The following is a 22673-nucleotide window of genomic DNA, read 5'->3' as shown; positions in this document are numbered from 1 at the left end:
GGCTTGTGCAGAGCGAGCCATGAAAATGCAAGTGCAGCGGACTAAACCGATGCGATTTGCCCGCCCGCTATGGTGATATCGCCTTTTGTCGCAATTGAAACGCCACGACCGGTGCGTTGTGACAGCATATCCAGCCACGCCTGCCTGTGCTTGAGCTTCGCCGCGACCGCCGGATGTACGTCAAGCCGCATGGCACCGGTTCCCGGAGTCCGTTCCGCATGGCGCAATAGCGAGAGGGTCGCACTCAGCACCTTATCCGCCTGCACTATTTCCAGCACCGAAGGGCCCGTCTTGCGGCTGACCACTTGCATGAAGCCAAAACCGTTAATCGCCGTCCGTTCGCAATTGCCCGTCATATGCTGATCGAATATAGCGCAGACTTCTGTTCGCTCTGCTTTTGCTTGCAAGGTCGGAAAATCGACGCCGGTTGAACCACCAATATCAAACCGCGTAAGCGCTAGCGCAACCTGCTTGGCCGCGCGTTTTGCTAACTCAAGCGGTACGAGCGGACCGTCTACGTCAATGACCGTCAGCGCTGGTGTTAAGGAGATCAGCAGACTGCCGCCGTCAAAATCTATGCGGCCGGTTTCTGCCTGTTCCATCGCTTCGTTCCAATCCAAGCTGGCCAGCATATCCGGTTCGTGCGCTTGAATCTTTCGGATCGCCTCACCGGTTGCTTCGATGATATCCAAGAGGTTTGGACCCTGCGTTAGAGCGCTACCAGCATCTGCCGGTCTCGCCTTCGCCCGTTTCGATTGTCCGCCTTTCTCATCCAGCGCCTCCCGGACAATTTCGATCCGTATAGTCGCACCTTCGGTCAGACCTTTGGGCAGCGGTTGCAACAGGCATTGCTCGCCGCTTTCCAGCGACACAATACCCGATCGTCCAGCGACCCATTGCTCTGTAAACTGCGCATCGACCACAGAGCCCCGTCGTGCACCCGCCCGCTCACGCTCGATCCGGACCGCGACTAGCTCGCCGTCTACGATTCGGGCAGCGCGGTTTTCACCGATACCGGCTTCATAGAGCCAGCCATTCTGGAAATCAGGCGTCATCTTGATTGAGCGGATAGCCCGAGGAAATCAGCAGATTGCGTGTCTCGTAAAGCGGCAAGCCCATGATCCCGCTGAAACTGCCGCTGATTGAAATCACAAAGGCTTCGGCAAGGCCCTGAATGGCATAACCGCCGGCTTTGCCCTGCCCTTCGCCGGACTGGATATAGGCGTTGATCTCGCTGTTCTCGAAACGCTTGAATTTGATGATGCTGTCCGACAATTTCGTCCGGGCAGTGCCGTCCGCCGCAATCACGCAGACCGCTGACATTGTATGGTGCCGCCGCCCGCCCAAAAGCTCCATAAATTGCCGCTGCTCAGCCTCGTTCTCGGCTTTACCCAAAATCCGCCGACCCACCGCAACGATGGTATCACCAGCGATCAGGACTTCATCGTCCGTGCGTTCCACGGCAGCCGCCTTTTCCCGAGCCATGCGCAGCACATAGTCACGCGGCAGCTCACCCTTTAACGGCGTTTCATCAATATCAGGAGAAGCGATCCGGTCAGGCTTAACGCCCAAACGGCCGAGCAGTTCCAGCCTGCGCGGGCTGGATGATGCCAGAACCAACTTCATTTATGTGGCCGCGTCACGGCAGCATCCCGCGCTTATTTGAAGCGATAGGTGATACGACCTTTGGTCAGGTCATAAGGCGTGAGTTCAACGAGCACTTCATCGCCCACCAGCACACGGATGCGGTTTTTGCGCATCTTGCCGGCGGTATGGCCAAGAACCTCATGACCATTTTCCAGTTCGACCCGGAACATCGCGTTGGGGAGTAATTCGCGGATCATCCCCTTCATTTCTAATAGTTCTTCTTTTGCCATTCGGCTTTACTTCATCCCTGTTGATTCGTGGGTTTTTCGATGTGTTGCGGTGCGCCATAACCCCAATTACCGCAAAAGGGAAGGATTTGCTGCGCAATGTAAAATTTGGCGACGCCCTGCGCTTGCGACAAATTATTACAAACATTCGGTTGAGCATGACCCCGTGCCACGGCATTTTGGACATGTTTCCCCAACGCCTGACATTATTAGAGCCTTTCACATGATACAAAACTCCCTCCGGTTTTTCGGGGCCAGCATATTGGTCCTTTCCATCATGAATGCCTTTCCCGTCCATGCCCAAACAAACGACGAGGATAGCTACAACGAGGATATTGTCGTCACTGCCGAACGTCTCCGCGGGTCAGTAATGACCGAAGTTCCGCCGATTGTGGAGCTCAATGCCGACGATATTGCCAGCTATGGCGTATCCTCTGTTGAAGATCTGCTTGGTGAGCTAAGCTCGCAAACCAGTTCCAACCGCGGACGCGGCAGCGGGCGGCCGATAGTCCTGATAAATGGCCAGCGCACCTCGGGTTTCCGTGATATCCGCGATTTGCCGCCGGAAGCGATAAAGAGCGTTCAGGTATTTCCGGAAGAGCTGGCCCTGCAATATGGCTATGCACCGGATGAACGCGTGATCAACTTCATCCTGCAAGATGACTATACCGGGCTCGGCGCGGAGACCGAATATGGTGTGCCGACCCGTGGGGATCAGGGCAAGACAGAGCTGGAGGCCACTTTTACCCGCATTGGCAAAAACAGCCGGTTGAACCTGAATATCGAATATGAAACGCAGACCGCAATTACCGAGGCAGAGCGCGGCATCATTCAGGACGAAGCCGGTGATTTGGTCAATCTTGGCCGTTTCCGCACATTAAGCGCACCAACAGATACGCTCGAATTCAATGGCAATTACAGCCATACCTTTTCCAATGGCATGTCATTGGCGTTCAACGGCGGCTATGTTTACGACAAGTCCCGCGCCCTTTTGGGGCTGGCCAGTGGCACGCTGGATATCCCGGCGACAAGCCCGTTTGCACAGTCAGTCACGGACGAGACCCTGTTCCGCTATTTCACCCAATTTGGGCCGCTACGCAAAACGGTAGAGACCAACACGTTTCAGGGCGGTGCGGTACTGAACGGTACGTCGTCCGGTTGGCGCTGGTCCTTGACCGCTGACTATGCGCGAGAGGAAACCGAAACCACGACCGACAATAGCGGCGATATCAGCGCACTGCAGGCGGCTACCGACGCAGGCACAGCAGACCCTTTTGCCGCAGACTTCGGCGCATTACTGTCCGCTCCGGCCACCGATGAAGCACGATCAGTCAGCAACACACTTGAGTCCTTGGCCACGCTGTCCGGAACGCTGATCAACCTGCCTTCCGGTTCGGCCATCACGACCTTGCGCGGCGGTTACAGCCGGCAGGATCTCGACAGCCGGGATACCACCGACAGCGTGACCACGCTCAGCAGTCTTGGGCGCGATAATTTCAATGCCGGTATTAATATCGATATCCCGCTTGCCAACGAGAATATCGACGTGACCGAAGTCATTGGCGAACTGTCGATCAATGGTAATTTGGGCTATAGCGAGCTTTCCGATTTCGGCGGCCTGGTCGAATTCGGTTTTGGCCTGAACTGGGAACCTTTTGACGGGCTGGTGTTCACAGCATCGGCCATTGGCGAAGAAGCCGCCCCGACCATCCAGCAGCTCGGTAATCCGGTCATCATCACACCCAATGTCACCACCTTTGATTTTACCAATGGCGAAACCGTGCTGACCAGCATTACGACTGGTGGCAATCTGAACCTGCCGGCCGAGAAACGGCGGGATATCAAGCTGGCCGTCAATTACAGTCCCGAATGGTTGGATGACATGACGTTTCTGGGTGAATATATCCGCAACAATAGCGAGAATGTTGCCTCTGACTTTCCGTTGCTGACCGAAGAAATCGAAGCGGCTTTCCCTGATCGCGTTACACGTGATGAAACCGGCCGCCTGATCGCCATCGACCGGCGACCGGTCAATTACAGTAATGTCCGCAGCGAAAGCATTCGATATGGCCTAGAGTTTTCCAAACGCTTTGGCCAGCGACGCGGGGCGCGCGGACCTCGTGGCCCAGGCAGTGGGCCAAAGGCCGGTGATGGAAGTCCTCCTGGCGATAGACCGCCACCAGAAAGTAGAGCCGGCAACGGACGACCCAAAGCGGGCCGACCGGAAGCCGGGCAATCTGGCGACAGGGCCAGCCGACCGCCACGCGGCGGTCGTCCCGGCAGGCGTGGAGGCGGTCGTTGGCGCGTATCGGCCTATCACACTGTTCATCTCGACGAGCGCATATTGATCCGGCCCGGCGTTGAGGAACTCGACTTGCTCGGCGGTTCTGCGATCGGATCGACCGGCGGCCAGCCCCGTCACGAGTTTGAACTGCAAGGACGCTGGTTTAACAACGGCATAGGTTTTCGGGTCCAGGCTGAGCATCAGACCGCCACGCGCGTGGATGGTGGGCTTACCAGTTCCGATCTGCGGTTCTCGGATCTGACAACGCTTAACCTGCGCGCTTTCATCAATCTCGATGATCGCGGCACTCTGACCGAGCGGTTCAAATTCCTCACGGGCAGCCGGATCGCCCTTCGCATCGATAATGTCTTCGACGATATTCAGGACGTTCGGGACAGCGACGGACTGGTCCCACTCAGCTATCAGCCCGGCTTCGTCGATCCTGTCGGCCGCTATATAGAGGTTAGCTTTCGCAAGCGATTTTGATGCTACCAATTGAGCTTCGTGACTATTCGGGCTCCTGCTAAATGCGTTGTCATCGGATGATCGCAGACATTTTGGGTGCCGAAAATGTCAAATCGCTTCATCTCAAGTTTCTATCATCCTGGCACAGACGCTGATAGCCGCCTTACAATGGTCAGAGCTTCCCCCAATCTTGTCGCCAGGGTTATTATTGTTGCGGCAATTTGCAATCACAGTGCTTTGCTGGCCCAAAACTCTGAAGAACCTAAGACAGGTAATCATGCCGAAAATGACGATATAATCGTCAACGCCGAACGGCTTCCCGGTTCGGTCATTACCGATGTACCACCAATTGTGGAGCTAACGGCTGAAGATATCGAGGGCTATGGCGCATCATCGATACGGGAATTGCTCGATAGCTTGTCCTCTGAAACAGAATCCGGTGGGGGAAGAGGCGATAGCGGACCGATTGTCCTGATCAATGGAGAGCGCGTATCCGGAATGCGTGATATTCTTAGCTACCCGCCTGAAGCACTTGAAAGGATGCAGGTCTTTCCCGAAGAACTGGCTGTGCAATATGGCTATCGCCCCGATCAACGCGTCATCAATTTCATCATGAAAGAGAAATTCACCGGGTTCATCACAAAAGGAGAATATGGCACTCCTGTCCGTGGAGATCAGGCTGAAACCGAACTGGAAGCGAATGTTACGCGGATCAACAAAAGAACGCGACTTGGTATCAATCTGAAATACCAGAACAAAACCGGCATTACGGAAAGCGAGCGCGATATTATTCAGGACGCGGCCGGCCAAGCCGTAAACTTGGGCGATTTCCGCTCGTTAACCGCACCGTCCGAGACCATTGAACTCAATACAAATTACAGTTTTATCGTCGGGCAAAACATATCAGTCTCGCTGAACGGCAGCTATACTCGCAATGAAACACACCGGCTGCTGGGCCTACCGAGCGCCACATTGAATGTACCGGCGACTAGCCCCTTCTCGGTATCCCCGAATGACGAAAGCCTGTTCCGTTATTTCACGCAATTCGACGCGCTCGAAAGCAAGACGACGTCCGATAGTCTTAAAGCCAGCCTATCGTTGAACGGAACGCTATCGAGCTGGAACTGGTCGGTCACTGCTGACTATTCCCGCATACTGACAAACACCGCGACTGACGTTACAGGAGATGTGACCGGACTTCAGGCCGCGATTGATAGTGGCACTGCGGACCCATTTGCCAGCGATTTCGGCCCATTACTCTCTTCCCCCGTCACCAATCAGGCCCGCGCCGTCAGTCAATCATTCACCAATATCGCAACACTTTCCGGTACTTTGCTATATCTGCCCTCCGGTCCGGTTAGAGCTACGTGGCGCGGCGGATTCAGGGATCGGAGCCAAAATAGTCGCAACGTCATTGGAGATGTCACAACGCTCAGCACACTCGGTCGCAGCAATTTGAACACCAGTATCAATCTTCAGATACCTCTGGCCGGCGACAACATCGCGGTAACAGAAGCCATCGGCAAACTATCGATCAACGGTGATCTTGGTTATAGTGAAGTCTCGGATTTTGGCGGATTGGTAGAATTTGGCTTCGGTCTCAACTGGCGACCATTTAATAGTCTGGCAATTATTGCGTCAGTGACCGGTGATGAGAAGGCTCCCTCCGCAGGCCAACTCGTCAATCCCGTGATTGTGACGCCGGGCGTGACGGTTTTTGATTTTATCAATAACGAAACTGTCCTGGCCGATATCATCACCGGAGGTAATTCTGTCCTTCCGGCATCTCGGCGCAGAGACATCAAACTGACGGTCAACTATCGGCCTGGCTGGTTTAAGGGCATGCGCTTTCTTGTCGAATATTTCCGCAATAGTAACCGGGATGTTGCGGCAAATTTTCCGTTGCTCACACCGGAGATTGAAGCCGCTTTTCCAGACCGTGTGACGCGCGACAATAGCGGGCGCCTGATTGGCATTGATCAACGCACGATTACCTATAGTGACATCCGCAGCGAAAACCTGCGCTATGGTTTCCGGTTCGGCAAACGGCTCCGCATTGGCGGGGCGAGAGGAACACAAGGCGCGGCCAAACCAGGGGCAAAAGCAAAACGTCCAGCGAACCAAAGCCGCGGCGGCGCTGGCCAACCGCTGCTAGGAACTTGGGACCTGTCTGTGTATCATTCTGTCCGGCTGAAAGACCGGATATTGATAAGACCGGGCGTGCCAGAACTGGATTTACTAGATGGTTCGGCAACCAGCACCTCTGGCGGCACCGCGCGCCATGCTTTTGAGCTTAACGGCGGCTGGTTCAAAAACGGGATCGGGTTTCGCATAAAGGGCGAACATCAAACCGCTACACGTGCAATTGGTGGCAATGATGATTCCGACTTGCGCTTTTCCGGTCTGACCAAGGTCAACCTTCGGGCATTCATGAACCTGGATAGTCTTGGCAACCTCACCAACAAATTCAAATTCCTCAAAGACAGCCGGATCACTTTTCGGATCGATAACATCTTCGATGATATTCAGGATGTTCGCAATAACGACGGATTGGTCCCGCTACGCTATCAACCCGGCTTCGTTGATCCGATTGGGCGCTATATAGAAGTGAGCTTTCGCAAGCGGTTTTAGCTTAGCGATCTGGCCGAACATGGCATCGTGTCGTGATCCCGAAATAAAAAAATCTGCCCTGTGATGTACATCACTTACACAGGCAATGTACGAGCTATCGTCGCCGCTTCAAAAGGGGGGAAATATGCGATATCTTACTGTTATTATTGGGATTTTGGTGATGGCGGCGGTCTCGCAACCAGCTGAAGCACGGAAGCGTGGAACGACGAGTCAAGAAATAGCGCTGGTCGAAAATCTGCCGGATACAGCCGAGTATCAAATTGAAGGCAGCTATGTCGATGTCGGCTATATGTATGAAGAAACAAGCCTGTTGTTCATTCCGCTATGGGCGAAGGAAACAACCGAGACGTTCGTGCTCTACACTGAAACCGAAGACGGCTATTCATATCTGCCGCTCGATGAAGCGGAATTGTCCCGGTTAAAGGAAACATTGGGTTCGGATCCGACCGAAGGGTATAGCTTTTCCAGATGGAAACATATGTGGGGCATATTCCCAGCCGGCTTGCTGGTTTTACTTGGAATATATTCAACTCTCTTCGGCAAGAAAGACGACGAGGAAGAGGCCTAGGTCAAACTCTGGCTTCTTATGTATTTATCGAGAGCGTCCCGCAAAGCAGATTTGGCGGGGCGCTTTCCTACAGCCGTGGGCCTGTGGTAATATTTCCAAGGCTCTTTCTCAGATTTGAATATTGATATGACGGCGTTTTGCACCTGATCGCAACAGGGTGAGAATTGTGTGAACTTTGAATTATAGCGATAGCGGAGTTTACCCGAGACTTGTGCTCCGCACTTGATGCGGAGTCCAGAGTAGACGAACGTAACAGCCATCCCAGGCTCCGCATCAAGTGCGGAGCGCACATATCCAGGTTGTTCGTAGAACTATTCCTTGAAAACCATCCCACTAGCAATGGTGTGATCTGTGTGAACTTCAAGAAAAGCCTCACGGGAAAACCACCGCAATAGACCGTGTGCACTTTGTTAACTTCGTTCGATCTCCTGCTTATATGGAGGCCCGTGATCTGTGTGAACTTTGAAAAATACTTCTCGGGGGAAGCCACCCCAAGGGACCGTGTAACTACTGTCAACTTCGCAGCAAGTCTGCCACCGGCAGTGGCTTATTTCACCAGATGCAGTTTTCGCAAGGCACGCCAGCTTATGGCCTTCGCGCTGTTCCGTTCAGGGAACCGGCCGGGGGCTTTCGGGTTCAGACCCCAACCGCGCAACATATGGTTGAATGCATGGGCATCAGCCTCGGCAAAGCTCCAGTCGGAACGCCAAGTGATCGACAGGGATATGCTAGGCCGCGATCCGTTTCTGACGAAATGCGGCGCCATCACCGGTACGAAAATAGCTTTGCCAGGTGCCAAATGAAAGGCTTTACCTGCCTCTGTAAACTGCTCTTCCCACACCAGATTACGGGGCCCGCCGGTGTGATAGGATTCGTGAGCCGTTGCCGGAGCAAATCTCTCATCACCGGCCGGATAGACAGTCATTGTCTTCTCGCCGCGCAATTGCAGCAGGATGTTATGCTCCGGATCGAAATGATACGGTGTCATGGCGTTCGGAGACGAGACAAAGATGAAACCTTGCGGCCGCAACATCTTGCCGGTTTTACTCTCCAGGATCGGCTTGATCTCGGCCAGCAAGGAAAGCAGCAGCGCCTCATATTCCGGCACTTGCTCGATATTTTTAAGAACCGCCCAGCTTGCCGAGTTCTCAATCATCAAAATCGTATCCGCAATTGACATGCCGTTATCAGGAACATCGTTCGGATCTATGCCCACCGGCAGGTCGCCGGGATTATACTCGACGCTGGCTTTGGGAAGCGCCGTTCCCAGTTTGGCCAGGGCGTCCAGTGAAAGCAGAGCATTTGTTGACATGTCGTGATCGAGCAACTGCGGCTGTTCAGGATAACAATCCGCAAATTGCTGACGCATTTTCTCGCCAAAAACAGGTTTGCTGAAAGCGTCTTTTCCCAAAATCTGGTTCATTGTTGCACCTGCATGATATCGACAATTTCACGGCCTTTTATCTGGGCCATCAAGTCCTCTCCAAAACGCACACCCCGAAATATGGCGTTTCGGGAAAGCCCCTTCAGTTCGATGGAAAAGCGCCCGATATGGCGGCGTCCCGACCACAAACTGTCGATCATTGGATGGTCCTGCGCCGCGCAGCTATCCATCCAGTCGATATCCGGTCTTTCGAGGATATTCAGATTCTCCCGTTGTAGCAACACGCCGGGGGAAAAGCGGGCATAGGCGTCATCAAAGGCAGTCTTGAAGGAAAAGCTGCCCGGTGCGGAACAGAAGTTCACCAGCATCGCCAGCGGCTTTCCGTTCAATCGCAGGTCGTGACGTTCGAGTTGGCCGGCACTGGCTGCGCCGGTCAGGGTGTCGGTAAAGAAACCGCGTGTATCGTCCGAACAATCGAGGGCAGACCCCTCTTGCCCCTTCCAGCTTTCCCGCTCCAGCTTGAGGAAATCTGCAATCCATATCTCTAGCCCGGCATCATCCGCATGATGCGTAAATGACAGATCACCCATCTCGCTCAACCGCTTGGCCTGGCGGCGCAATTCCTTGCGCTTCTTCGATCTGACCGTTTCGGTATAATAGGTCTCGGCTTCCAGGTCGCTCTTCAGAAATGCCCGCGCTTCGCTATGCACGAGATCGCAGCGTCGCTGCTGCCGCGCGCAAACAGCGCGCAAGGCCTGATCAAGCGGTCCGCCCACAGTCAGATCTCTGATATGCAGAAAGCCCGGCCAGTTCTTGTCATCCAGATCCTTGAACAACGCGGTCCAGAACTGGTTTTCAAACCCGCTGCGCACCAGTGGCGTGCCGAGAAAGCTGTTATGATGGGTCCAGTTCTGGACAAAAGGTACGGGCCAGCGGCCAAGTTGCCGACAAGGTCCCACCGGCAACAATCCAAGCAGATCGGACTTATGCGGCAGGCCAGCCCAGAAAAGGAACAAACTGAGCTCCGGATGGGTGTTGAAATGCTGGACGGCCGGTCCGAGCAACCAGGGTTCGTAAAAGCTGTTGGGTTCGGCCGCATTGCGGGCTAGCTTCTGCCAGGAATTCAATAGACGCTCGTCGATCGTCGCAATCGAAACAAGCTCGGTCGAAGCCGAACTGGTCAGACACACACGGTCCGCGGTTTCGAAGTGAACCGCTTCATCATTTTGGGTCTGAAACCCGCCTGCATCCATATTGAATTGCCCTCAATAACTTGGACAATTTAGTAGCAAAAATAGGGTAATAACCGATTAACGACAGCATTTTGGTAACTCCGTCGAAAAGCGGTCAAAGAAAAACCCCGCCGAAATTGCTTCCAGCGGGGTCTTTTAGACCAATATGTCGGCCAATATTGAGGTAGGCTTTACGCCATTCCATGCGCCAGTGCTGCGAGCAGCAACAGGGCAACAATATTGGTGATTTTGATCATCGGGTTCACGGCTGGGCCCGCGGTATCCTTATATGGATCACCCACCGTATCGCCCGTCACAGCCGCTTTATGGGCTTCACTGCCCTTGCCGCCATGATTGCCGTCTTCGATATACTTCTTTGCATTATCCCATGCGCCGCCGCCTGCTGTCATTGACAGGGCAACGAACAAACCGGAGACGATCACCCCGAGGAGCAATGCGCCAAGCGCCGCAAAGCCGTTGGCCTGATCTGATACTGCAGTCACCACGAAATAAACCACAATCGGTGCCAGCACCGGAAGCAGCGATGGCAGGATCATTTCCTTGATCGCCGCCTTGGTTACAAGGTCAACCGTACGGGCATAGTTTGGACGCGATGTGCCATCCATGATGCCTTTGTCATTAGCGAACTGATCGCGGACATCGACAACAACGTCACCGGCAGCACGGCCCACAGCGGTCATGCCCATGGCTCCGAAGAGATAAGGCAATAGCGCGCCGAGCAACAAACCGACAATCACATATGGATTTTCGAGACTGAAGCTGACTTGCAGATCCGGGAAGAACTCCTTGAGGTCAGCCGTGTATGCCGAGAACAGGACCAGTGCCGCCAGACCGGCAGAACCAATGGCGTAGCCTTTGGTGACAGCCTTGGTGGTGTTACCCACAGCATCCAGAGCATCGGTCTTGTCCCGAACGCTTTCATCCAGACCGGACATTTCGGCGATACCGCCAGCATTATCGGTTACCGGGCCATAAGCGTCCAGAGCGACAACCATACCCGCCAGTGCCAGCATAGATGTAGCAGCAAAGGCAAGACCAATAAGCCCCGCCAGCTGGAACGCCACGACGATACCAACCACGATGACCAGCGTCGGCAATGCGGTTGCTTCCATCGAAATGGCAAGCCCCTGGATCACGTTGGTACCGTGACCTGTTTCCGAAGACTTGGCGATCGAACGCACCGGACGATATTCTGTACCGGTATAATATTCGGTGATCCAGATGATCAAACCGGTTACAGCCAGACCAACCATCATCGACCAGAACAGGGCCATGCCAGTGAATCCGCCAGTGCCATCAAGGCCCTGACCGATAATGGCATTCATGTCACCCACGGTGCGCATCGTCACATAATAGATGGCCGGGATAGACAGGACAGCAGTGGTGATGAAGCCTTTATACAAAGCGCCCATGATATTGGTGCCATTGCCCAAACGGACCATATAGGTACCGATAATGGATGTGATGATGCAAACACCGCCAACAATGAGCGGCAGCGCCATAAGGCTGTTGAGCATTGTGTCGCCAACCAGATCGCCAAACAGAAGAGCCAGCAGAACCATAGTCGCGCCAACGGTCACAACATAGGTTTCAAACAGGTCAGCTGCCATGCCTGCACAGTCACCGACATTGTCGCCAACATTATCAGCGATAGTAGCTGGATTACGTGGATCATCTTCCGGGATACCGGCTTCAACCTTACCGACCAGATCGGCACCAACATCAGCAGCTTTAGTAAAGATACCCCCGCCCAGACGTGCGAAGATCGAAATCAGCGAAGCGCCAAAAGCCAGAGCCACAAGAGAATCAATCACTGTCCGGCTCTTGGCTTCGAGGCCCATCTGCGTGGTGAGCACCCAGAAGAAGATCGAAATAGCAAGAAGCGCGAGTCCAGCAACCAGCATACCGGTAACCGCGCCAGCGCGGAACGCAACGGTCAGACCAGTTTGCAGGCTTTCGCTAGCGCCCTGCGCCGTGCGGACATTGGCGCGAACGGAGATGTTCATACCAATATAGCCCGCTACGCCAGAAAGAATGGCACCAACCAGGAAACCGACCGTCGAAATCGGACCAAGGAACAGGAAGACGATAACCGCAACCACAACCCCCACAATACCGATCGCGCGATATTGACGGTTCAGATAGGCTTGCGCACCTTCCTGAATGGCCGCAGCAATGTCCTGCATCTTTTCATTGCCAGCCGGTGCACTCAGCACCTGGCGGCTTGTAATAAACCCATATAAAACGGCAATTAAACCGCATATTATTGAAATGGTGACAACAGTCATTGCTGTTCTTCTCCCCCTAGACCTTTATCGTGAAACGCCCCTGAATTGGGGCGAGATCGCGGCAACTTATAAAGCGTGAAGCGCATGGCGCAACCCCTGATTTTGCGGGCATTCCTTGGTATTTCAGATAGGCCTTCCATTGATCGATATTGCAAACGATCAGGCGTGTACGAACCCAAGTGGTTCCGGCAAACCAATCCGTTCCCCTTTCTGCACCAGAGACACACCGGATCCGGGTCGACACTGGCCAATACGGGTTACATTTATCGGCAAAACAGTTTCCGGACTGGCGGTTAGCAGCAATTGATAATCATCACCGCCGGTGGCGGCACTCATTCTGGCATCTTCCCCTTCACCAAACAGGGTCTTGAACGGCACCGACAAAGGAACCTGGTCGAGATCAATCTCCAGATTGACACCGCTGGCCTTGGCTATCCGCGAGGCATCCAGCAGCAAACCATCTGAAACATCCATCATTGTACTGACCAAAGACGACAACGCCCTGCCATCATCCAGTTTTGGTTGCGGGCGGTTATGCGCCTTCAACAGAGCAGCAGAGGTCTCTATGTCCGCAGCATGTGCCTTGCCAAGAGCTATCTGCAGCCCTGCCCATGCATCCCCGATTTCACCTGTGACATAGATGCTGTGCCCCGGCGCGGCACCGCAGCGAGCGGGAATGATATGCCCTTTTGCTTCGCCCAAAGCGGTCAGGCCGAGGGTCCGCTTGCCATTCGGTCCCGCCGACACGGTATCACCACCCAGTAACGGCACACAGAAATGGCCAATCGCCTCTTTCAGTCCGCGAACGAAAGCGGCATCCCATGCGTCGTCACCCGTCTGGCAATATCCCATCAATATGCCCAGCGGCTTCGCGCCTTTGGCGGCCAGATCAGACAAGTTCACGGCCACGAGCTTCCACGCGATATCGGTAGGATCGGCATTTGGCAAAAAATGGACATCCTCGACCATCATGTCATGGGTTATGACGAGCTTGTGCCGACCAAAAGGCAATACCGCCGCATCATCAGCCAGACCGCGAGCCGCGGGATGGGTCGCCAGTGCTTTCAACTGGTCAATAAAATCTAATTCGGTCAATCGAGGCCCCCTTCAAAAAGAAGATGTGCCCCACATCTATTACCAACACTCACACTCCCCTGCCAAGCAGAATCGCGTTGATGTCAGCCCCTCAGCCGCCCCGAACCTGCTTCGCTATTGCGTCCAGCAATCCATTGATGAACCCGCTGTCCTTTTTGTCAAAAAAGGCATGTGCGACGTCCACATATTCACTGATTACCGTCCCCGTCGGGACATCGTCCCGTGCCATCAATTCAAAGGCCCCGGCGCGCAGAATTTGCAACATAGTTTTGTCGAGCCGCCCCATAGACCAGCCGGATGCCAGTTTTTCAGCGATGAGCGCATCAATTTCATCGCGTTTTTCGGACACTCCAACGACGAGATCATCAAAAAAATCGACCTCTACCGGGCGATATTGGGCATCCTCAATTTCAGCGCCAAGCCGGTGATCATGAAATTCTTTCAGCAGGCGCGGTACGGGTGTCTTTTCCATTTCATGCTGGAACAAAGCCTGGACCGCAGCAAGGCGGGCAGTGGATCGGGTGTTTGATTTTGCGGTCATGCTGGCCGCTTCATTCGCGGCATACCCACGAAATCCATTTTGCCAATCTTGAAGCCACGTTCACGGAGTAGATCATAGGCCGTGGTTGCGTGGAAGTAAAAATTGGGCTGCGCGAAACTGAGCAGGAAATTTTCGACAGTGAATGGCATGACGGTTTCCCTGAAACGAAATTCCATTGGTTGCCCAACAAAACCGGCCATCTCTGCTTCGTCAACCTTTTCAAGCCCGGCCTTCGCTTCATCGAGCTTTTCGTAAAGCCCCTCCCAGCTGTCCGGCGGTGGCGCCAAGCTCGGTGTAAACACGCCTTCCCGCGCGGCCTCTATTGCGCCTAGCGAATGCTCGCGACAACATTTCACCTGATAGGAAAAGGGCTGCATGTCTTCAATCAGCCGGGCACCGATAATGTCTTCGGCAGCAGTACCGCCCTCTTCACAATGTGCTTTTGCCTTATCGACCAGCCCGCGAACGGCCGCAATAATCTGAAGCTGTGACGGAATAACGGCGTCATATAATGAAATGTTCATAGGCTCGGTCTTTCTGTTGATTATCGACGCCTGTCCAGCCGCTTTTGCACGCTGGCGGCATGGGCAGGCAAACCTTCTGCTTCGGCGAGGGCAACGGCCGCCGGGCCAATTTTTCCAAGCGCCGCCTCATCGCATTCCAGAAAGCTGGTCCGTTTCATGAAATCGGTCACGGACAGCCCGGATGAGAAACGCGCACGTCGTCCGGTTGGTAGCACATGGTTGGGACCGGCAACATAGTCGCCAACCGCTTCCGGTGTATGGCGGCCCAAGAATACGGAACCCGCATGACGGACCTTGTTGAATAGCGCCTGCGGATCATCGCACGCCAGCTCGAGATGCTCGGCAGCGAGACGATCAACCAGCGGCATGGCTTTCTCCAACCGATCGACCAGGATGATCGCGCCATTATCAGCCCAGCTTTGTGTCGCTGTTTTGCTTGTCGCCAGTTCTGTTAGCTGCGCATCGATACGCGCGGCAACGGCATCGGCAAACGCAGCATCATCGGTAAACAAGATCGATTGGCTGGTTGGATCATGCTCTGCCTGTGACAGCAAGTCAGCCGCAATCCAGTCCGGGTCGTTCTTACCATCGGCCACCACTAAGATTTCCGATGGCCCCGCGACCATATCAATGCCAACCACGCCATAGACCTGACGTTTAGCCTCTGCGACCCACGCATTGCCGGGACCGGTGATGACATCGACAGGAGCGATCTTGTCGGTACCAAAGGCCAACGCCGCAACCGCCTGCGCGCCGCCGATTCTCCATATCTCATCGACGCCGGCAATTTGGGCGGCGGCTAGAACCAGTGGATTTATCTCACCACCCGGCGTTGGCGTAACCATGATGACGCGATCCGCGCCGGCCACCTTGGCCGGTATGGCGTTCATCAAAACCGAAGACGGATAGGCCGCTCGACCGCCGGGGATATAGATACCCGCCCGCTCAACGGCATTCCAGCGCGCACCGATGCGGACTCCGGCATCATCGCGATAGTCGCGGTTATCGGGCTTTTGCCCCTCGTGATAATCACGGATCCGTATGGCGGCCAGTTCCAGTGCGATCCGCAAGTTGGGATCAAGACCTTCCAGCGCTGCTTCACATTCCAGCTGAGATATTTGCCAGCCAGTAAAGTCCAAGTCATGCCCGTCAAATTTCTGTGTCAGCCGGGATAGCGCTTCGTCGCCATGGGCCCGCACGTCTTTGATGATCGCAACGACGTCCGCTGACACATCAGCATCTGCTTCACGCCGGGCATTAACGAGTGCGTCAAACGCTTCAGCAAAGCCGCTATCGGATGTCGAAAGCCGCAAAGCCATCAGACCTGCCCCACCAGCTCGCGGAATTTCTGGACCAGTCCTGTCAACTCTTCGCTGCGCATCTTGAAAGCGGCTCGATTGACCACCAACCGCGCAGAGATATCAATAATCCTGTCGGTCTCGACAAGATTATTGGCTTTCAGAGTGCTACCGGATTCGACCAGATCGACAATATGTCGCGACAGGCCAAGCGATGGCGCCAATTCCATCGCCCCGTTCAGCTTGACGCATTCCGCCTGAATGCCCTGCGCCTCAAAATGGCGGCTGGTCAGATTCGGATATTTGGTGGCGACCCGGATATGCGAGATATTGCCGATCTGATCGGCATCGTCCTTCGGTTGCGCTACCGAGAGGCGGCAGCGACCAATGCCGAGATCAACCGGCGCATAAAGCTCGCTATAGTTGAATTCCTCAACCACATCCGATCCGACAATACCGATTTGCGCCGCGCCATGGGCGACAAAAGTCGCCACATCAAAGGCGCGCACCCGGATGATCGAGACATGCGCCTGATTGGTGCCGAACATCAGGCTGCGGTTAGCCTTGTCGAAAAATTCCGGTGCAGGTTCGATGCCGACCTTGGCCAGCATCGGCAAGGCCTCGTCGAGAATTCGTCCCTTGGGGATTGCAAAGATAAGGGGTGTGGTCATAGAAGCCGACGCATTAGGGCCTCATACCGGAAAGGGCAATATGTCTAACCAGCAAAAGATACAGGACGCCTTCACAAACCAGATTGAATATTGCCGTTCCAATGGCGCACCGATTACCGGCCGCATGGTAGAGGCGATTATCGGGGCTCTGGACGAAAGCACCGAATTGGGCCGCCAAGTGCTTGGATGGGAAGGCAATCCGCTGGCCGACGCCCTGCCCTTGCGGGTCGCTGGCGGCTTTCACGCACTGCATCTGGCAGGTCAGCATGGCCAGCTCTCCGCCATTTACGAGGGCGCCGAACAAGCCGCCAAGGATGCCGAGCAGATCATTGCCGCCACGATAGAGACAGACGAGGCGGCCTTGCTGCCGTGGCTCGACTCTCCCCCACAGACCAATGAGGCGGGGCGGTCTTCCTCTTACATCGCCGGCCTGCTTTGGCTGACCGATCAAGGATTGCCCCCGCGCTATGAACTGCTGGAAATAGGGTCCAGTGCCGGCCTCAATCTGATGATCGATCGCTATCACTATACACTAGGTGGGGTTTCTGTTGGTCCTGAGGATGCATCCCTTTCCTTTATGCCCGATTGGGAAGGAGCGCCGCCACCCGACGCACCCTTTACCTTTGAGTCGCTTCGCGGCTGTGACATTGCCCCGGTTGATCTCGCTGATCCGGCGCAAGCCCGCCGGCTTACGGCCTATATCTGGCCCGAACATACCGTGCGCTTCGAACGGATGAAGACCGCCATAGAGATGGTCAACGATCGGCCACCCAACCTGGAAGGCGCAAGCGCCGACGACTGGATGATCGAACAGCTGGCCAGACCGCAGACAGCGGGCGTTACGCGGGTGCTGGTCCATTCCATCGTCTGGCAATATATCCCCAAAGCAGGGCGTGATCGGATCAAGCAGGCGATGGAAGAAGCCGGAACCCGAGCCACCGCAGAGCGACCGCTGGCCTGGCTGTCATTGGAAGCCAATCGCGAAACCTATCGCCATGAATTAATCGTTCGGCACTGGCCTGATGGCAGCGAGCCGGTCAAGCTTGGGGAAGCCCATGCGCATGGCGCATGGGTCAAATGGTTGGGAGCCTCTTAGAATCCGACCATTTCCGCTGCCTATAACCGATCCAACTCTGTCACGGTCTTCTCGGTCACGACGTTGCCCGTATTCACTATCGTCTTGGGTTCGAGCAATAACACATGGCATTCGCCATCCAGACCCTCGGGACGATGCTCCACCCCGCGCGGGATGATGATGAACTCACCCGGCCCGACATCGACATCGCCGGTGCGCAAGCCCATGCGCATGGTTCCGGCGATGACGAGAAACAGCTCGTCTTCATTGTCATGATGATGCCAGTCAAACTTGCCTTCAAACTTTGCCAGTTTCACTTGCGCGTCGTTGATATCGCCGGCGATCTTCGGCGACCAGTGATCGGAGAAACTTGCAAAAGCTTTTTTCAGATTAACCTTGCTCGGAGTGGCTTTGTCACTCACTCGCCCGGCGCCTTTGCCTTGATCGCCATGGCATGCACCTTGTCGTGCATCAGATCGCCCAGCGCCTTGTTCACCATCCGCTGCCGGTTGAGCCGCGACTGCCCTTCAAAGGCCTCGCAAGTGATTTCCACCGTGAAATGCGACTCTCCGCTGCCGTCATCACCGGCGTGACCGCGGTGGATCGCGCTGTCGTTGATGACATTCAGCGAAGTGGGCGCAAGCGCTTCCATCAGCCGCTTTTCAATTTCTGCGGCCACTGGCCCTTTTGATTCTGTTTCCATCGTGCCTATATAGAAGGCTTACCAGCATTTGCGAACCGCCTTCTCGCCTCAACAACCGGATAACCTTTTGCCTTCCTCCGATCCTCAAAAAAAGAAACCCAATCGTTTTCATGGTCGTGTGGAAAGCGAAGGGCGGACCTGCGCGATTGAAGGGTGTGAAGAAGATGGCGAGTTTCGTGCACCCTCTGTTTACGGCGCCCGGCACAGTTATGACGGCCCCGGCGAATATCGCTGGCTGTGCCTTGATCATGTCCGTGAATTTAATCAGGGCTATGATTATTTCGATGGCATGGATCAGGAACAGATTTTTGAGGCGCAGCATCCGATCCGCGGTTGGGATAGCAGCCGGCGAATCTATCAAACCGGACCAAGCGATGCACCGGCATGGAGTGATTTTACCGATCCACTGGATGCAATTGGTGCAAGATTTGCTGCCAGTGTTTCAAGGCCCCAAACACCAGGACGCGCGATCAGCGCTGGCGACCGCAAGGCACTAAAGACGCTAGGGCTTGGCGAGGATGCAGAGCGCGGCGAAATTCGCAGACGCTATTCGGAGCTGGTCCGCAAATATCATCCCGACCGCAATGGCGGCAACAGAAGTCATGAGAAACAGTTGGCAAATGTGATCGCGGCCTATACGCAGCTTAAGGAATCACCGGATTTTAGATAGTGGCTCTGGCTTTTTGCATTTCATATTGAGGCCCGAGTTTTCAAAGGACAGACATGACTGATATACCAAATACCCATCCCAGCGGCAGCGGCGAAACTGTTTTGGCGGCTCCGGATCAGACCGTTGATGCACGGGAGATGTTTGGCATTGATCTGGACATGCAAATCCCGGCCTTTAGCGAAAAGGACGAGCGCGTTCCTGACCTTGATCCATCCTATGTGTTTGATCAGGACACAACTGCCGCGATCCTCGCTGGCTTTGCCTTTAACCGCCGGGTGATGGTTCAGGGTTTCCACGGCACGGGTAAATCGACGCATATTGAACAGGTCGCAGCGCGGCTCAACTGGCCGTGTATCCGCATCAACCTCGACGCGCATATCAGCCGTATCGATCTTGTCGGCCGTGACGCGATTGTTCTGAAAGATGGTCAGCAGGTTACCGAATTCCGTGAAGGTCTGCTGCCATGGGCGTTGCAGACGCCAACCGCTCTGGTTTTTGACGAATATGATGCCGGTCGTCCCGACGTGATGTTCGTGATCCAGCGCGTGCTGGAGGCCGAGGGTAAATTGACCCTGCTCGATCAGAACCGTGTCATTCGCCCGAACCCGAATTTCCGCCTGTTCGCCACGGCCAACACGGTAGGTCTCGGCGATACCAGCGGGCTTTATCATGGCACGCAGCAGATCAACCAGGGTCAGATGGACCGCTGGAACATTGTTGTGACGCTCAACTATCTGCCAGCCGCGACCGAGGCGCAGGTCATCCTGTCCAAGGTTCCCGACACGGATGACAAAACCGTTGAGAATATGATCAAGGTCGCCGACCTGTCGCGTCAGGGTTTCGTCAACGGAGATATATCCACCGTGATGAGCCCGCGGACCGTGATCAGCTGGGCCCAGAATGCGGCGATATTCAACAATGTCGGCTTCGCCTTCCGCCTGAGCTTCCTCAACAAATGCGACGAAGCAGAACGGATGCTGGTCGCGGAATATTATCAGCGCGTCTTTGGTGAAGATCTGCCGGAAAGTGTGGTTGGAGCGTAAATCCGCTTCATTTCGGGTTCACTCACTGATGAACATATAGGTCTCTTCGGTTCACGAGGAGGGCTGATCATGGTTGTCCGAAATTGTTTCTCGCATTTTGTGTGTTACTAGTGTAATACAGTAAGTAATGCTGGATAAGACATCCCACCCTGATGCGCCACGCCGGCGATGGTATTGGCCTTTTGGCCGCAAAGCGGCCGTGGAAACCGTCTTTTACGAACCTTATGGCGATGCCCTGCCCCCGCATTTGCAGGACGAACCGCTTGCCCCGCTTAAAAAACCGCGCGGCAAATGGTGGTGGTTCAGTCGCGGGCTGGCGGCGGTTCTGTTTCTCTTCATATTGCTGATTGCCTGGCTAGCGATTACGGCACCATTGTCAAAATCCCTGCAACCGATCGCACCGCCGCAGATTACCCTGCTCACCTCTGATGGCCAGCCGATTGCGCGCAACGGCGCCATTGTAGATGAGCCGGTACAGGTCGCAGAACTGCCCGATCATGTCGTCAATGCCTTTCTCGCGATCGAAGACCGGCGGTTCTATTCTCATTGGGGCGTCGACCCGCGCGGCCTTGCGCGTGCGGCATGGAGCAATGCCACTGGCAGCGGCATGACACAGGGCGGCAGCACGATTACGCAGCAGCTCGCCAAGCTTACCTTCCTCACACCAGAGCGCAGCCTGACCCGCAAGGCTCGCGAAATGCTGATCGCTTTCTGGATGGAAGCACGCTTGTCGAAAGATGAAATCCTTGAGCGTTATCTGTCCAACGTCTATTTTGGTGACAATGTCTACGGTCTGCGCGCCGCTTCGCTGCATTACTATTATCGCAAGCCGGAAAACCTGAAACCGGAACAGGCGATCATGCTGGCCGGGCTGGTGCAGGCCCCTTCCCGCCTTGCGCCGACCCGCAACCCCGACCTTGCTGCCAAGCGGGCGAAGCTGGTTAAATCAGCGATGGTGGCGGCCGGTTTTCTGCACCAGAAAGAGGCCGATAGCCTACCCAATCCGGTGCTGGATGTGCGGGCCAAAAACACCGTTCCCACGGGCACTTATTTTGCCGACTGGGCGATGCCACGGGCCAGAGCACTGTCGGAAATGAGCTATAGCAAGCTGACGCTGACCACGACGCTGGACTCCCGGCTGCAGAAAATTGCCAACAATGTCGTTAGCCGCGCGCCGCTCGGCAAAGCGCAGGTTGCGCTGGTGGCGATGCGGCCAGACGGTGAGGTGGTAGCGATGATTGGTGGGCGTGACTATAAGGAATCCGCCTTTAACCGGGTGACACAGGCGAAACGCCAGCCGGGGTCGACCTTCAAGCTGTTCGTCTGGCTTGCGGCATTGCGCGCCGATATACGGCCAGATGACATGGTCGATGACAGTCCGATCACTAAAGGCGGCTATTTGCCAAAAAATGCCGGAGATAAATATCGCGGCGAAATTACGCTGAAAGAGGCGTTTGCCAAGTCCAGCAATGTCGCGGCGGTGCGCCTATTCGGCCAAGTTGGCGACAAAGCGGTTATTCGCGAAGCCAGAAATCTCGGCGTCACGTCAAAACTGGCGGAGGATGATCCCAGTCTGGCGCTCGGCACATCAACGATGACGCTTTTGGAGTTGACCGCCGCATATGCCGGCGTGGCCAGCAACAGTTGGCCGATCAAACCTTATGCCTTCGAAAAGAAGGAACAAAGCTGGGCAGAATGGCTGTTCGACTGGCCGGGGCGTTATGGCAATAACACCCATGAGCGGATGGAAGACATGTTGCGCACGGCGGTCAACGAAGGCACAGGCCGCAATGCCCAGCTGTCCATTCCCAATTACGGCAAAACCGGTACCAGTCAGAAAAATCGCGATGCCCTGTTTGTCGGTTATGCAGGCGATCTGGTCGTCGGCGTGTGGGTTGGCAATGACGACAATACCCCGCTTAAAGGCGTAAGCGGCGGCGGTGTTCCCGCACGCATCTGGCGTGACTTCATGCGCCAGGCAGTACAAGGCGTTGGTCCGGCGAGATATCCGAAACCGGTCCGCAAACCGGATCCTGATGGACCGATCAAACCATTGGATTTGCCAGATATTGACGATTTGCAGGATGTGCCGATCGATCTTGGCGACTCCGAAATCCGGATCAACGGTGAAGACGGCGTTTCAATCTCCACCGAGGTTGGCGGTATTCCCCTTGATCTGCGTCTTGATAATGATGGTATGGCCATCGAAAGTCGGCGCGAAGAGACACCTGCCGCTACGGATCGTTAAGAAGCAACGCTATCCCTACCAAAAAGGTGGAATTTAGACCTTTGATTCCCCTTAAGTT

20 protein-coding genes are annotated in these 22673 nt (G+C 55.0%); 7 read left to right on the top strand and 13 right to left on the bottom strand.

The window, feature by feature from the left end; genetic code table 11:
• Positions 1 to 41: 41 nt before the first annotated feature.
• Genes DK507_RS11000 through infA form a run of 3 tightly spaced genes read right to left on the bottom strand, consistent with a single transcriptional unit; the run spans position 42 to position 1877 of the window.
• Positions 42 to 1055, bottom strand: a complete 1014-nt coding sequence (locus tag DK507_RS11000; protein ID WP_109356448.1) for a ribonuclease E/G — start codon at positions 1053 to 1055, stop codon at positions 42 to 44.
• Positions 1045 to 1626: a nucleoside triphosphate pyrophosphatase gene (locus tag DK507_RS10995; protein ID WP_109356447.1), complete on the bottom strand. Its 582-nt coding sequence runs from the start codon at positions 1624 to 1626 to the stop codon at positions 1045 to 1047. Before DK507_RS10995 ends, DK507_RS11000 begins: the two co-directional genes overlap by 11 nt.
• A 32-nt stretch (positions 1627 to 1658) precedes the next feature.
• A complete protein-coding gene (infA, locus tag DK507_RS10990; protein WP_108810762.1) occupies positions 1659 to 1877 on the bottom strand; it encodes a translation initiation factor IF-1 in 219 nt (72 codons plus the stop codon).
• 220 nt (positions 1878 to 2097) lie between these two features.
• Between infA and DK507_RS10985 the strand changes: the two genes are divergently transcribed.
• From DK507_RS10985 to DK507_RS10975, 3 genes are all read left to right on the top strand, one after another.
• Positions 2098 to 4644 (top strand): TonB-dependent receptor plug domain-containing protein, encoded by a 2547-nt coding sequence (locus DK507_RS10985; protein WP_109356446.1) that lies wholly within the window; start codon positions 2098 to 2100, stop codon positions 4642 to 4644.
• A gap of 147 nt (positions 4645 to 4791) precedes the next feature.
• Positions 4792 to 7254: a hypothetical protein gene (locus tag DK507_RS10980; protein ID WP_162559014.1), complete on the top strand. Its 2463-nt coding sequence runs from the start codon at positions 4792 to 4794 to the stop codon at positions 7252 to 7254.
• 124 nt (positions 7255 to 7378) lie between these two features.
• Positions 7379 to 7822, top strand: coding sequence for a hypothetical protein (locus DK507_RS10975; protein WP_109356444.1), 444 nt, complete (start codon positions 7379 to 7381; stop codon positions 7820 to 7822).
• 547 nt (positions 7823 to 8369) lie between these two features.
• Here the strand turns inward: DK507_RS10975 and DK507_RS10965 are convergent.
• The 8 genes from DK507_RS10965 to hisG form a co-directional block, all read right to left on the bottom strand.
• The gene (locus DK507_RS10965) at positions 8370 to 9245 is read right to left on the bottom strand and encodes a cupin-like domain-containing protein (RefSeq protein WP_174209038.1); all 876 of its coding nucleotides are present in this window, start codon (positions 9243 to 9245) and stop codon (positions 8370 to 8372) included.
• The gene (locus DK507_RS10960; RefSeq protein WP_109356442.1) at positions 9242 to 10459 is read right to left on the bottom strand and encodes a GNAT family N-acetyltransferase; all 1218 of its coding nucleotides are present in this window, start codon (positions 10457 to 10459) and stop codon (positions 9242 to 9244) included. The genes DK507_RS10965 and DK507_RS10960 overlap by 4 nt, the downstream gene beginning before the upstream one ends.
• 170 nt (positions 10460 to 10629) lie before the next feature.
• Positions 10630 to 12747 (bottom strand): sodium-translocating pyrophosphatase, encoded by a 2118-nt coding sequence (locus DK507_RS10955; RefSeq protein WP_109356441.1) that lies wholly within the window; start codon positions 12745 to 12747, stop codon positions 10630 to 10632.
• A 159-nt stretch (positions 12748 to 12906) separates the two neighbouring features.
• Positions 12907 to 13842, bottom strand: a complete 936-nt coding sequence (thiL, locus tag DK507_RS10950; RefSeq protein WP_109356440.1) for a thiamine-phosphate kinase — start codon at positions 13840 to 13842, stop codon at positions 12907 to 12909.
• Positions 13843 to 13933: 91 nt separating this feature from the next.
• Entirely contained in the window at positions 13934 to 14383 is a 450-nt protein-coding gene (gene nusB / locus DK507_RS10945) for a transcription antitermination factor NusB (RefSeq protein ID WP_109356439.1), read from the bottom strand.
• Positions 14380 to 14907 carry a DUF1993 family protein gene (locus DK507_RS10940; protein ID WP_109356438.1) on the bottom strand — a complete coding sequence of 176 codons (528 nt, stop codon included), beginning with the start codon at positions 14905 to 14907 and terminating at the stop codon, positions 14380 to 14382. The genes nusB and DK507_RS10940 overlap by 4 nt, the downstream gene beginning before the upstream one ends.
• 20 nt (positions 14908 to 14927) lie before the next feature.
• Positions 14928 to 16226 (bottom strand): histidinol dehydrogenase, encoded by a 1299-nt coding sequence (gene hisD / locus DK507_RS10935; protein WP_109356437.1) that lies wholly within the window; start codon positions 16224 to 16226, stop codon positions 14928 to 14930.
• Entirely contained in the window at positions 16226 to 16876 is a 651-nt protein-coding gene (gene hisG, locus DK507_RS10930; protein WP_109356436.1) for an ATP phosphoribosyltransferase, read from the bottom strand. Before hisG ends, hisD begins: the two co-directional genes overlap by 1 nt.
• Before the next feature lie 40 nt (positions 16877 to 16916).
• Here hisG and DK507_RS10925 point away from each other — a divergent pair, with 40 nt between their 5' ends.
• On the top strand, positions 16917 to 17972 hold the full coding sequence (locus tag DK507_RS10925) for a DUF2332 domain-containing protein (protein WP_109356435.1): 1056 nt from the start codon (positions 16917 to 16919) through the stop codon (positions 17970 to 17972).
• 20 nt (positions 17973 to 17992) lie between these two features.
• Here the strand turns inward: DK507_RS10925 and DK507_RS10920 are convergent, their stop codons facing one another.
• Both DK507_RS10920 and DK507_RS10915 read right to left on the bottom strand, forming a co-directional pair.
• Positions 17993 to 18373, bottom strand: coding sequence for a cupin domain-containing protein (locus DK507_RS10920; protein ID WP_109356434.1), 381 nt, complete (start codon positions 18371 to 18373; stop codon positions 17993 to 17995).
• Positions 18370 to 18654, bottom strand: a complete 285-nt coding sequence (locus DK507_RS10915; protein ID WP_109356433.1) for a BolA family transcriptional regulator — start codon at positions 18652 to 18654, stop codon at positions 18370 to 18372. The genes DK507_RS10920 and DK507_RS10915 overlap by 4 nt, the downstream gene beginning before the upstream one ends.
• A gap of 67 nt (positions 18655 to 18721) precedes the next feature.
• On the opposite strand from DK507_RS10915, the gene DK507_RS10910 reads away from it, so the two are divergent.
• The 3 genes from DK507_RS10910 (at position 18722) to DK507_RS10900 (ending at position 22615) form a co-directional block, all read left to right on the top strand.
• The gene (locus DK507_RS10910) at positions 18722 to 19324 is read left to right on the top strand and encodes a J domain-containing protein (RefSeq protein WP_254054348.1); all 603 of its coding nucleotides are present in this window, start codon (positions 18722 to 18724) and stop codon (positions 19322 to 19324) included.
• Positions 19325 to 19377: 53 nt separating this feature from the next.
• Positions 19378 to 20367, top strand: coding sequence for a cobaltochelatase subunit CobS (cobS, locus tag DK507_RS10905; protein ID WP_108810773.1), 990 nt, complete (start codon positions 19378 to 19380; stop codon positions 20365 to 20367).
• Positions 20368 to 20494: 127 nt separating this feature from the next.
• Positions 20495 to 22615, top strand: a complete 2121-nt coding sequence (locus DK507_RS10900) for a transglycosylase domain-containing protein (RefSeq protein WP_109356432.1) — start codon at positions 20495 to 20497, stop codon at positions 22613 to 22615.
• Positions 22616 to 22673 lie beyond the last annotated feature (58 nt).

It is taken from the genome of Sphingorhabdus sp. EL138 (assembly GCF_900258045.1).
Lineage (GTDB): Bacteria > Pseudomonadota > Alphaproteobacteria > Sphingomonadales > Sphingomonadaceae > Parasphingorhabdus.
The sequence above is the reverse complement of the archived record's forward strand: the minus strand, read 5'-3'. Positions and strand labels throughout refer to the sequence as shown.